Source organism: Bradyrhizobium diazoefficiens USDA 110 (assembly GCF_000011365.1).
Classification (GTDB): Bacteria; Pseudomonadota; Alphaproteobacteria; order Rhizobiales; family Xanthobacteraceae; genus Bradyrhizobium; species Bradyrhizobium diazoefficiens.
On record NC_004463.1, the window covers coordinates 1,049,717 to 1,062,488 of the forward strand.

The 12,772-nt window shown below is 64.0% G+C and carries 9 protein-coding genes; 6 read left to right on the top strand and 3 right to left on the bottom strand.

Annotated elements, in window-relative coordinates; translation table 11 throughout:
* The first annotated feature begins 239 nt into the window (after window positions 1–239).
* The gene (locus tag BJA_RS04855) at window positions 240–1,115 is read left to right on the top strand and encodes an S-methyl-5'-thioadenosine phosphorylase (protein ID WP_011083781.1); all 876 of its coding nucleotides are present in this window, start codon (window positions 240–242) and stop codon (window positions 1,113–1,115) included.
* Between the two features lie 18 nt (window positions 1,116–1,133).
* A complete protein-coding gene (mtnA, locus tag BJA_RS04860; RefSeq protein WP_011083782.1) occupies window positions 1,134–2,240 on the top strand; it encodes an S-methyl-5-thioribose-1-phosphate isomerase in 1,107 nt (368 codons plus the stop codon).
* Window positions 2,241–2,347: 107 nt separating this feature from the next.
* Here the strand turns inward: mtnA and BJA_RS04865 are convergent, their stop codons facing one another.
* Window positions 2,348–2,983, bottom strand: coding sequence for an HAD-IA family hydrolase (locus BJA_RS04865; protein ID WP_028172637.1), 636 nt, complete (start codon window positions 2,981–2,983; stop codon window positions 2,348–2,350).
* 107 nt (window positions 2,984–3,090) lie between these two features.
* Here BJA_RS04865 and BJA_RS04870 point away from each other — a divergent pair, with 107 nt between their 5' ends.
* A complete protein-coding gene (locus tag BJA_RS04870; RefSeq protein WP_038965209.1) occupies window positions 3,091–3,849 on the top strand; it encodes a S1 family peptidase in 759 nt (252 codons plus the stop codon).
* Window positions 3,850–3,974: 125 nt separating this feature from the next.
* Window positions 3,975–5,477, top strand: coding sequence for a flavin-containing monooxygenase (locus BJA_RS04875; RefSeq protein ID WP_038965215.1), 1,503 nt, complete (start codon window positions 3,975–3,977; stop codon window positions 5,475–5,477).
* Between the two features lie 497 nt (window positions 5,478–5,974).
* Here BJA_RS04875 and BJA_RS04880 read toward each other — a convergent pair whose 3' ends face one another.
* Complete coding sequence (locus BJA_RS04880; RefSeq protein WP_161532938.1) at window positions 5,975–6,901, bottom strand: response regulator transcription factor; 927 nt, start codon at window positions 6,899–6,901, stop codon at window positions 5,975–5,977.
* On the bottom strand, window positions 6,885–10,256 hold the full coding sequence (locus tag BJA_RS04885) for a hybrid sensor histidine kinase/response regulator (protein ID WP_011083787.1): 3,372 nt from the start codon (window positions 10,254–10,256) through the stop codon (window positions 6,885–6,887). Before BJA_RS04885 ends, BJA_RS04880 begins: the two co-directional genes overlap by 17 nt.
* Before the next feature lie 167 nt (window positions 10,257–10,423).
* Between BJA_RS04885 and urtA the strand changes: the two genes are divergently transcribed.
* A complete protein-coding gene (gene urtA / locus BJA_RS04890; RefSeq protein ID WP_038965210.1) occupies window positions 10,424–11,683 on the top strand; it encodes an urea ABC transporter substrate-binding protein in 1,260 nt (419 codons plus the stop codon).
* Between the two features lie 146 nt (window positions 11,684–11,829).
* The gene (gene urtB, locus BJA_RS04895; protein WP_011083789.1) at window positions 11,830–12,756 is read left to right on the top strand and encodes an urea ABC transporter permease subunit UrtB; all 927 of its coding nucleotides are present in this window, start codon (window positions 11,830–11,832) and stop codon (window positions 12,754–12,756) included.
* The last annotated feature ends 16 nt before the right edge of the window (window positions 12,757–12,772 follow it).

Consider the following 12,772-nt stretch of genomic DNA (forward strand, 5'->3'; position numbering starts at 1 on the left):
GAAAGCCAGGACCCATTACCCCAGGCAGGAGTTTGGCGAAGTTTGGTCGTTCGGGATTGATATCGCGCCCCATCGATGGACCTCGCGGTATGGGTCCTGGCTTTCGCCAGGACGACACCGAACGTGTTACGAGCGCCTCACGCCCCTCACGCGCATCGTTCCCCCACCCCCGTTCCAAAACCGCCGCAAAACTGGCATAGCTTAACCATGTCGCACGTAGCGGACAGGGTGGAGCAGGCATGACGCAGGCGGTATTGGGCATCATCGGTGGCTCCGGCATCTATGACCTGCCGGGCCTCGAGGGCGCGCACGAAGAGGTGATCAAGAGCCCGTGGGGCGAGCCGTCGGCGCCCCTGCGGCGCGGGACCATCGCAGGCCTGCCGATCGTGTTCCTGCCGCGGCACGACAAGGGCCACAGGCTGTCGCCCTCCGACATCAACTACCGCGCCAATATCGACGTGCTGAAGCGCGCCGGCGTCACCGACCTGATCTCGCTGTCGGCCTGCGGCTCGTTCAAGGAAGAGATGCCGCCCGGCACCTTCGTGCTCGTCGATCAATTCGTCGACCGCACCCACAAGCGCGAGAGCTCGTTCTTCGGCCGCGGCTGCGTCGCGCATGTGTCGATGGCCCATCCGGTCTCGCCGCGGCTGCGCATCCATCTTGCCGCGGCGGCCGAGGCCGAGGGTATCGCAATCGCGCGCGGCGGCACCTATGTCTGCATGGAGGGGCCGCAGTTCTCGACCTATGCGGAGAGCATGACCTACAAGACATCAGGCTATTCCGTGATCGGCATGACCAACATGCCCGAGGCGAAGCTCGCGCGCGAAGCGGAGATCTGCTACGCCACGGTCGCGATGGTGACGGATTTCGACTGTTGGCATCCCGACCATGACGCCGTTACCGTGCAGGACATCATCCGCGTGCTGACCTCGAACGCCGACAAGGCGAAGGCGCTGGTGGCGCGGCTGGCAAAGGATTTCCCGCGCGAGCATGAGCCGTGCCCGATCGGTTCGGACCGCGCGCTCGACACCGCGCTGATCACTGCGCCCGAGGCGCGTGATCCCGAGCTTCTGAAGAAGCTCGATGCCGTAGCAGGGCGCGTGCTACGTGGCTGAGACGAAAGGCAGAAAGCCATGAAGGTTGACGGCAAGCATTTCCGCAGCATCTGGCGCGAGCGCGACGGCTGGTCGGTCGGCGCGATCGACCAGCGCCGGCTGCCGCATGAGTTCGTCGTTGCAAGGTTGACCTCGTGCGAAGACGCGGCCGTTGCGATTCGCGACATGCTGGTGCGCGGCGCGCCGCTGATCGGCGCGACGGCAGCCTATGGCATGGCGCTCGCGATGCGCGAGGATGCTTCCGATGCGGGCCTGAAGCTTGCCTACGAGACGCTCGTCGTGGCACGCCCGACCGCAATCAATCTGAAATGGGCTCTGGATGAGATGCGTGCGACCCTCGCGCCGATCGATCCGGTTGAACGGGCCGAGGCGGCCTATGCGCGCGCCGACGAGATCGTCGAGCAGGACGTCGAGATCAACCGCGGCATCGCCGCCAACGGTTTGGCGCTGATCGAGGCGATCGCGGCGAAGAAGCCGGGCGAGGTCGTCAACGTGCTGACTCATTGCAACGCCGGCTGGCTCGCCACCGTCGACTGGGGCACCGCCACGGCGCCGATCTACCTCGCGCATGAGCGCGGCATCAAGGTCCATGTCTGGGTCGACGAGACGCGCCCGCGCAATCAGGGTGCCTCGCTCACCGCCTGGGAGCTCGGCCATCACGGCGTGCCGCACACGGTGATCCCCGACAACACCGGCGGCCATCTGATGCAGCACGGCATGGTCGATCTCGCCATCGTCGGTACCGACCGCGTCGCCGCCAATGGCGACGTCTGCAACAAGATCGGCACTTACCTCAAGGCGCTCGCCGCGCATGACAACGGCGTGCCGTTCTACGTCGCGCTGCCGTCGCCAACGATCGATTTCGCCGTCCATGACGGCATCCGCGACATCCCGATCGAGCAGCGCAGCGGCGTGGAGGTCACCGATATGACCGGCCGCACCGCCGACGGGAGGCTGGAGACGGTGCGCATCGTGCCCGAGAACTCGCCGGTCGCGAACTACGCCTTCGACGTGACGCCTGCTCGCCTCGTCACCGGTCTCATCACCGAGCGCGGTGTGCTGAAGCCCGACCGCGCCTCGCTCGCCGCAGCGTTTCCGGAGCGAATCTCCGCCGCGGCGGAGTAGGCTCTCGTAGGGTGGGCAAAGGCGCGAAAGCGCCGTGCCCACCATCTGCTTGTCCCAATGGAATTGGTGGGCACGCTTCGCTTTGCCCACCCTACAGCCTTCGCGAACTATGTCAGCTTCAACCCTGTCGCCGCCTCGAGCTCGGCAATCGCCTGGGCGCCGCTGGTGACCTTGATGGTGGTCATACCCATCTCACGCGCGGGCTTCAGATTGACGCCGAGATCGTCGAGATAGACGCAATTTCCCGGATCGACCTTCAGCGTCTCGACCATCATCTTGTAAATGCGTGGGTCGGGTTTGCGCAGGCCGATCTTGGCGGACTCGATGACGTGGTCGAACAGCACCATCACCTCGGCGATGTAGAGCGAGCGCCCGGTCATGCTGCCGATGGCGTTGGCAGGCAGGTTGTTGGTGATGCAGCCGGTCTTGAGCCCGGCCTTGATTCGCTTCAACGCTTCGACCATCTCGGGACGCAGATCGCCCTGAAGCAGCGGCAGCACGTCGCGGCCGCGCACCTCCGCGCCGAGCGCGCGCGACTCCTCCGCGAACAACGTGTCGAAGGTGTCGATGTCGACCTCGGCGCGCTCGAACCTGGCCCAGGCGTTCTCCAGATGGTTGGCCGCGTTGGTGCGCCGGATGATGTCGATGGGCAGCCCACGCTCGGTCTCGAACCGCGCGAACGCCTCGAACGGCGAGCTCGTCAACACGCCGCCAAAATCAAAGATCACCGCCTCGATCGCCAATGTCTTGCCCTCGTCAATTCCTTTCCAAGAGGGCTAGCATGCGCTATCGGCAAGAGCCAGTCCGAAGCAATCCGCCCTCACCGAGGCTGCCGCCAAAGCGTGTTCCCATGAAGAAGCTTGCAACTCCCATCATCGCGGCGCTGCTGCTCGCCACGCCCGCCCATGCCATCGTCGGCGGCGGCACGCCGCAGGCTGATGGCGTTGCGCGCGCCGTCGTCACCATCGTCGGCTCGCGCGGCAATTTCTGCACCGGCAGCCTGATCGCGCCAAAACTCGTGCTTACCGTCGCCCACTGCGTGCAGCCCGGCGCGGACTACAAGATCGTGGATCGCGGCACCGACGGCCAGCCGCAATTGCTGAACGTCCGCACCGTCGCGATCCATCCGAACTTCAACATGCAGGCGATGCAGGCGCATCGCGCCACCGCCGACGTGGCGCTGCTGCAACTGGAAATTCCACTCAAGGGAAAATCGGCGGTGCCGGTTGGCATGCCGAATATTCCAATTCAGGTCGGCAGCCGCTTCGTCATCGCCGGTATTGGCGTCACCGTGCGCGGTGATGGCAAGAGCGGCGGCGCGACGCGGGTCGCGGGCCTCGTCGCCACCGGCCAGCCCGGCACGCTTCAGATCCGGCTGGTCGATCCCGTAACCAACGGTGTTCGCGATGGAATCGGCGCCTGCACCGGTGATTCCGGCGGTCCCGTGTTCGAGGACAAGCCGAACGGCGCCATGCTCGTCGGCCTCATCAGTTGGTCCACGGGGCCGAATGGCGCGGCTGGCTGCGGCGGGTTGACCGGCGTCACGCCGCTCACGCTCTACCGCGACTGGATCTTGCAAACCGCGCGGAGCTGGGGTGCGGCGCTGTGATTTGACCGCAACTTGATCTATGTCATTTTGTAGCGGAAGCGCGATGGGCGACCATGCCTGTCGCGGAGGAAACGCGTCGCTCAATCAAGGGCGGCCACAAAAGCAAGCAAGGCATAGAAGCAACAATGAATGTCGCTGTTCGCAGTCACGCCACGGCCAAACAGGTTTCAGAGCATTTCGACGTGCTGATCGTCGGCGCCGGCATCTCCGGCATCGGCAGCGCCTATCACGTCACAAAGCACCTGCCGGGCACGAGCTACGTCATCCTGGAAACGCAAGCGACGTTCGGCGGCACATGGAGCACGCATCGCTATCCCGGCATCCGCTCGGACAGCGACCTCCACACTTTCGGTTATAGCTTCAAGCCCTGGGTCGGGCCGCCCATCGCGACCGCCGAGGAGATCCTCGCTTATATGAACGAGGTGATCGAGGACAACGATATCGCCCGCCGCATCCGCTACAAGCACAAGATCAATTCCGCGAGCTGGTCGAGCGACCAAAACCTCTGGACCATCGAAGCGGTCACGACCGATACCGGTGAAGCAAGGACCTTCACCGCAAACTTCCTCTGGATGTGCCAGGGCTATTATCGCCATTCCGAGGGTTACACGCCCGAGTGGAAGGGCATGGATCGCTTCAAGGGCCGCATCGTCCATCCGCAGACCTGGCCTGATGACATCGACCTCACCGGCAAGAGGGTCGTCGTGATCGGCTCGGGCGCGACCGCAGCGACGCTGGTGCCGAACATCGCGGACGATTGCGCGCATGTCACCATGCTGCAGCGCTCGCCGACCTATTTCCGCCTCGGCCGCAACGCCATCGAGATCGCCGAGGAGCTGCGTCGGCTCCAGGTGGATGAAGCATGGATCCACGAGATCGTTCGCCGCAAGATCCTGTTCGAGCAGGATGCGTTCACGAAGCTCTGCGTGTCCAAGCCGGAGCAGGTGAAGAAGGAACTGATCGGCCAGATCAGCGCGGTGCTTGGTCCGGATTACGACGTCGAGACGCACTTCACGCCGAGCTACCGGCCGTGGCGACAGCGCATCGCCTTCGTGCCCGATGCCGACCTGTTCAAGGGGATTGCCAGCGGCAAGGCCTCCGTCGTCACCGACGAGATCGAATGCTTCGTCGAGAACGGCATCCAGCTCAAGTCGGGCAAGCTGCTGGAAGCCGATATCATCGTCACCGCGACCGGCTTCAATCTCGCGGCGCTCGGCGACATCGCCTTCGAGATCGACGGCAAGCCGCTCGCCTTCGGCGACACCGTCACCTATCGCGGCATGATGTTCACGGGCGTGCCGAACATGGTCTGGGTGTTCGGCTATTTCCGCGCCAGCTGGACGCTGCGCGTCGACCTCGTCGCCGATTTCGTCTGCCGTCTGCTCGGACATATGAAGGCGAAGGGCAAAAAGAAGGTCGAGGTGAGCTTGCGTCCCGAAGACCACAACATGCCGATCCTGCCCTGGATCGATCCGGAGAACTTCAACCCCGGCTACATGATGCGCAACATGAACCTGCTGCCCAAGCGCGGCGACAAGCCGGAATGGCAGCACAGCCAGGATTACTGGACCGAAAAGGACGAGATCCCGAAGACGGATCTGGATGACAAGGCGTTCGTGTACGGGTGAAGGGGTTGTTCCTGTAGGGGCGATGGCCGTTGTCACGAACGCCACTGTCGTCCCCGGGGCGCGAAGCGAGCCCGGGACCCATACTCCCAGGCAGTGGTCGTAGGGTGAGCAGGTAACTCCGAGTCTTCGCCAAACGTCTCCCTGTGGTTATGGATCCCGGATCGGCGCTCCGCTCTAGACAACGCTACGCGTTGTCGAGAGCTTCGCTTGTCCGGGACGACACTGTTTGTTGGGTTAGCGGTGTCCCAACTCATTGGCGCCGCGGCTACGAATTCCACTGTCGTCCCGGGGCGCGAAGCGAGCCCGGGACCCATACTCCCAGGCAGTGGTCGTAGGGCGAGCAGGTAACTCCGAGTCTTCGCCAAACGTCTCCCTGTGGTTATGGATCCCGGATCGGCGCTCCGCTCTGGACAACGCTACGCGTTGTCGAGAGCTTCGCTTGTCCGGGACGACACTGTTTGTTGGGTTAGTGGTGTCCCAACTCATTCGCGCAGCGGCTACGAATTCCGCCTTGTCGCGCTCGTCGCAATCGCCGCCGCCGCTGTCCGGTTCTCCACGCCCAGCTTCGCATAGATCTGCTCGAGATGCTTGTCGACCGTGCGCGGGCTCAATCCCAGGATCTGCGCGATGTCGCGATTGGTCTTGCCCTTGCTGAGCCAGGCCAGCACTTCCCCTTCGCGGGTGGTGAGGCCGAGCTCGCTGGTGAATTCCGGCGGCAACGCGGTGCCGGATTCCTTGGACAGCCGTAGCAGGAACTCGTTCGGCGCGGTTTCGCCCATGTAATAGAACCGGAGTTGCGGATTGTCGGGCAAGGAAGCGCCTTGCGACTTCGAGCTGCCCTTGCCCTTGGCCTGCTCCAGCCAGTGTAGCAGTGATGGCGGAAGGGCAAAGTCATCGGCCTGGGCCCCGTGGTGATCGGACAGCAGCTTCTGCGCCTGCGGGGTCGCCCAGAGGATGCTGCCCTGCCGGTTGACCGCGAACAGGAAGCGGCCGGAGACGTCGAGCGCGGCGCGCGCGCTCTGGGTCAGGCGGGCGTTGCCGAGATGGACACGGATGCGCGCCAGCATCTCCTCGATCACGATCGGCTTGGTCACGTAGTCGACGCCGCCGGCGTCCAGCCCGCGCACGATATGCTCGGTCTCGGCGAGGCCCGTCATGAAGATCACGGGGACGTTGGCAAGGCCCGCATCGCGCTTGAGGCGGCGGCAGGTCTCGAAGCCGTCGATGCCGGGCATCACCGCATCGAGCAGCACGATGTCGGGCGTGATCTGCTCGACGATGCGCATCGCCGCCGCGCCGTCGAGCGCCACCATCACCGTCATCCCGGCGCCGTCGAGCGCGTCGGTGAGCAGCCGCAGCGTCTCGGGAGAGTCATCGACAACGAGCGCGACGTCGCGCTTCTTCGACTCAATGCTCATGCGCATGCAACGTCTTCAATGTGGTCATGTACTGGTCGAGATCGAAGCGGTCGACCAGCGATCGCATCTGGGCGACGAAGTCGGCATGCTCCGGATGCTCGCTGCCGATCTCGTCGAGCTTCAGCTGGATGCCCTTGACGTAGCCGATCTGGCCGAGCCCGATCAGCTCCTCGATGTGTCGCACCGGCGGCCGTGAGCCGCTCTCGGGCTGCCAGAACGGCACCGCGATCTCGTCCGAGCCGTATTGCCATTCGATCTTGAGCAGTTGGCGGATCGTCTCCAGCAGCCGCGGAATGTCGATCGGCTTCATCAGATAGCCGTCGTGGAACGGTTGCGCCAGCGGCGTGCCGTGAGCCTCCAGCGCGCTCGCCGAGACCATCAGGATTCGGGCCTGGTGATGGCCGCTCGCGCGCAGCGTCTCCGCGACCGTCCAGCCGTCCATGCCGGGCATGGAGATATCGAGCAGGAACAGATCGGGCCGGCAATGCTGCGCCAGCGCGAGGCAGCCCGGGCCGTCTGCGGCGCTGAGCAGGATGAAGCCGAGCGGCGTCAGCACTTCGCGCAGGAGGTCGCGATGAACGGGGTCGTCGTCGGTGATCAGGATCGTCTTGCGCGCGCCGTGATAGCCGGAGACCGGCGCCTCCACCGGCGCGATGCGCTGGGGATTGGCGACCTCCGACAGCAGGATCTTGACCTTGAACGTGCTGCCGGTGCCGACCGTGCTCATGACCTTGATGTCGCCGCCCATGACGCCGGCGAGCAGCCGGCTGATGGTCAGCCCGAGGCCCGTTCCGGTCTGCGGCTGCGAGACACCGAGGGCGCCGCGTTCGAACGGCGCGAAGATGCGTTCGAGATCGTCGCCCTGGATGCCGGGACCGGTGTCGATCACTTCGAATTCGGCAACGGGGCTGCGATAGTGCACGACGAACTGCACGCTGCCGGTCTGGGTGAATTTGATCGCGTTGGAGAGCAAATTGATCAGCACCTGGCGCAGCCGCTTCTCGTCGGCATAGACCACGACCGGCAAGTGGGCGGGACGCCTGAACACGAAGTCGATGCCCTTGGCGGCGGCCTGAAGGCGGAACATGCCGACGAGCTGGTCGAGGAATTCGCTGAGCCGCACCTCGTCGCGCGAGAGATACAGCCGCCCCGCCTCGATCTTGGAGATGTCCAGGATGCCGTCGATCAGGCCGGAGAGATGATCGGCGCTGCGGCGAACCACGCGGACCTGGTCGCGCGGCTTGGTGTTGAGCGTCGTATCCTGCTCGAGGAGCTGCGCATAGCCGCTGATCGCATTCAGCGGCGAGCGCAGCTCGTGGCTGAGGCCGACGACATAGCGGCTCTTGGCGAGGTTGGCGGATTCGGCGACCTCCTTGGCGCGCTGGAGTTCGGCGTCGGTGCGCTTGTGCGCGTCGATCTCCTGGATCAGCAGCGTGGTCTGCCGCCGCGTCTCGGCCTCCGCGGCCCGCCGGCTCTGCTGCGCCAGCACGAACAGCCAGGCCACCACGCCGATGATGATGCTGAGCGAGAAGAACACCTTCCACAGCACGTCGGAGACGAGCATGTTCTCGCCATGCGCGCTCGCGGAGGTCTGGAGATAGATCAGCCCCAGCACGAGCGCGACGAGGCCGGCCGAGATCACGAACACGCCGATGTAATGGCCGAGCTGCGAATTGATCCGCTGGTAGATCGGCTGCGGCAGGATCTTGCCGAGCGTCTCGGAGAATTGCGTCTGTACGCGCGCATGCGGCTTGCAGAGGTCGTGGCAGCGGGCGTCGAGCGAGCAGCACAAGGAGCAGATCGGCCCGGCGTAAGCGGGGCAGGAGGCCATGTCCTCCGGTTCGAACGAGTGCTCGCAGATGCAGCACTGGATCGCCTCGATGTTCTGCCAGCTCCGCTTCGGCTTGCGCGCGATGTAGTATTTGCCACCGGTCGCCCATGCGATCAGGGGGGCGGCGAGGAAGGCAACCGCCAGCGCGATGAAGGCCGACAGCGCCTTCGCGGTCGGCCCGAATAGGCCGTAGAAGGCACTGATGGAGATGATGGTCGCGATCGTCATCGCACCGACGCCGACCGGATTGATGTCGTAGAGATGCGCGCGCTTGAACTCGATCTGCTGTGGCCGCAATCCAAGTGGCTTGTTGATGACGAGGTCGGCGACCAGTGCGCCGACCCAGGCGATCGCGACGTTGGAATAGAGCGCCAGCGTCTGCTCCAGCGCCTTGTAGACGCCGATCTCCATCAACAGCAGCGCCACAATGACGTTGAAGACCAGCCAGACCACGCGGCCGGGATGGCTGTGGGTCAAGCGCGAAAAGAAGTTCGACCAGGCGATCGAGCCGGCATAGGCGTTGGTGACGTTGATCTTGACCTGCGACAGGATCACGAAGGTGCCGGTCAGCGCCAGCGCGAGGTCGGGCTGTGACAGCACGTATCGAAATGCTTCGAGATACATATGCGCCGGCTCGGCGGCCTCTTCGGGCGGCACGCCGTGGCTGAGCGCGAAGAAGGCGAGGAACGAGCCGGCCAGCAATTTCAGCGCGCCGAGCACGATCCAGCCGGGGCCCGCGCTCATCAGTGCGATCCACCAGGAGGTCCTGGAGGCCCGACGGTCGCGCGGCAGGAATCGCAAGAAGTCGACCTGCTCGCCGATCTGCGCCACCAGCGAAAACACGACCGAGGCCGCAACACCGAACAGCAGCAGATCGAAATGTCCGTTGAGGTCGCCGTGCTCGCCCGAGAACTTGCGCCACTCCGTGAACGAGTAGGGGTTGGCCCAGGCGATCGCCGCAAAGGGCAGGATGTGCAGAATGATCCAGAGTGGCTGGGTCCAGAGCTGGAAGCGGCTGATCAGCGTGATGCCGTAGGCCACCAGCGGGATGATGACGACCGCACTGATGAGATAGCCGACCGGCCTCGGAATCCCGAAGCACATCTCGAGCGCGGACGCCAGGATCACCGCTTCGATCGCGAAGAAGATGAAGGTGAAGGACGCGTAGATCAGTGAGGTGACGGTCGAGCCGATGTAGCCGAAACCAGCGCCGCGCGTTAGCAGGTCAATGTCGATGCCGCATTTGGCGGCATAATAGGCAATCGGCACGCCGCAGCAGAAGATGATGGTCGAGACCACGAGGATCGCGGCGGTGGCGTTGGTGACGCCATAGTTCAGGGTGATGGTGCCGCCGATCGCCTCCATCGCCAGGAACGAGATCGCGCCCAGCGCGGTGTTGGCAACGCGGGCGGTGGACCAGCGACGCGCGCTCTTGGCCGTGAAGCGCAGCGCGTAGTCTTCCAGCGTCTGGTTGGCGACCCATTGGTTGTACTGGCGCCTGACGCGGTCTATTCGCTGCCGCCCTGCCACTTAATCCCACTCCCGATACGACCCGGATCCCTCGCAAATCCCGTACCAAAAGCCTACGTCGGCATTTTGCGGTGCAGTATACGCGATCTTGCGTATGCTTGCGCTGCACAAATTCGAGCCATCCTCACGGCACCAATCGCGTGTCCTCGAACAAAAGTGGGGTGCTCATGTCAGACGAAGCAAACAAGGGCCTGTTGTCGCCGCTCCGGCGCAAATTATTGATGGGAATGGCGGCGGTGCCGGCCATCACGATGCTGCCGCGGGCGTCTTTTGCACAGGCCCCGGCGACCTCGGCGGTCAATACCACGGGTCTCGCGGTCACCGACACCGAGGTGACAGTCGGCATCCTGCATTCGGCGACCGGCACCATGGCGATCTCCGAGACCGGCTCGATCGAAGCCGAAAAGCTCGCCATCGAGCAGATCAACGCCATGGGCGGCGTGCTCGGCCGCAAGATCAAGTTCATCCAGGAGGACGGGGCCAGCGATTGGCCGACCTTCGCCGAGAAGGCCAAGAAGCTGCTGGTCAACGACAAGGTCGCGGCGATCATGGGCTGCTGGACCTCGGCCTCGCGCAAGGCGGTGCTGCCGGTCGTCGAGCAGTATAACGGCATGCTCTACTACCCGACCTTCTACGAAGGCCTCGAGCAGTCCAAGAACGTGATCTACACCGGCCAGGAGGCGACCCAGCAGATTCTCGCGGGCCTGAACTGGATCGCCAAGGAGAAGGGCGCGAAGTCGTTCTTCTTCATCGGCTCCGACTACATCTGGCCGCGCACCTCGAACAAGATCGCGCGCAAGCACGTCGAGAACGTGCTGAAGGGCAAGGTCGTCGGCGAGGAGTATTATCCGCTCGGCAACACCCAGTTCAATTCGGTCATCAACAAGATCAAGCTGACCAAGCCCGACGTGATCTTCACTGACGTCGTCGGCGGTTCCAACGTCGCGTTCTACAAGCAGCTCAAGGCTGCCGGCATCGACCTCGCCAAGCAGCCGCTGCTGACGATCTCGGTGACCGAAGACGAGATCGACGGCATCGGCGGCGAGAATATCGCAGGCGCCTATGCCTGCATGAAGTACTTCCAGTCGCTCGACAATCCGAACAACAAGACATTCGTGCCCGCGTTCAAGAAGATGTGGGGCGAGAAGACCGTGATCGGAGACGTCACCCAGGCTGCCTATCTCGGCCCGTGGCTGTGGAAGTTGACGGTCGAGAAGGCCGGTTCGTTCGACGTCGACAAGATCGCGGCGGCTTCGCCGGGCGTCGAGTTCAAGGGTGCTCCGGAAGGCTATGTGCGCATCCACGAGAACCATCACCTCTGGTCGAAGACCCGGGTGGGCCGCGCCAAGCTCGATGGCCAGTTCGAGCTGATCTACGAGACCGCCGATCTCGTCGAGCCGGATCCGTTCCCCAAGGGCTACCAGTAAGAAGCGCTACCAGTCAGAACGCGGCCTCTGCCGCGTCTCCCTCGAGGCAAAACCGCTCCCTGGCGTGGATCGCAAGTCCATGCCCAAGACCCCCGCGTCGCGAACCTGCTCGCGACGCGGGACCCTTTCCCTGACGGAGGACATCGATGTTCGGCGACTACTCGATTGGCGACCTCGGCTCCATCTTCGTCATGCAGGGTTTTGCGGGACTGATCCTGTTCTCGGTCTACGTGCTGATGGCGCTCGGTCTTGCGATCATCTTCGGCCAGATGGGCGTCATCAACATGGCCCATGGCGAGTTCATGATCCTCGGGGCGTACGTCACCTGGATGACCTCGAATTTCTTCCAGTCCTATTTGCCGAGCCTGTTCAGCGGCTACTTCTTCCTCGCGATGATCCTGGCCTTCGTCGCGTCCGGCGCGCTGGGAATGCTGGTGGAATGGGTGCTGATACGGCACCTCTACAAGCGCCCGCTCGATACGCTGCTCGCCACCTGGGGCCTCAGCCTGATGTTGCAGCAGGCCTATCGTTCCGTGTTCGGCGCGCGCGAGGTCGGCGTCGAGCTGCCGCAGTGGATGCTCGGCTCGCTGCACGTGACCGACAGCATCGAAGTGCCGATCAACGGCGTCTTCGTGATGTGCCTCACCGTGCTGATCACGCTGGGCGTCGCCTATGTGATGTACAAATCGCGCTGGGGCCGGCAGGTGCGCGCCGTCGTGCAGAACCGCATCATGGCCGGCGCCGTCGGCATCAACACCGAAAAGGTCGATCGCTATACCTACGGCCTCGGCTGCGGCATCGCCGGCATCGCGGGCAGCGCCTTCACCATGATCGGTTCGACCGGGCCGACCTCCGGTCAGCTCTACATCGTCGACACGTTCCTGGTGGTCGTGTTCGGCGGCGCCGCGAGCCTGCTCGGCACCATCGCCTCGGCCTTCTCGATCTCGCAGACGCAATCCACCCTCGAGTTCTTCATGTCGGGCTCGATGGCCAAGGTGCTGACGCTGCTCGCCGTTGTCGGAATCCTGATGCTGCGGCCGCAGGGGCTGTTCGCCCTCAAGGTCCGGAAGTAAGAAAATGGGGCTGATG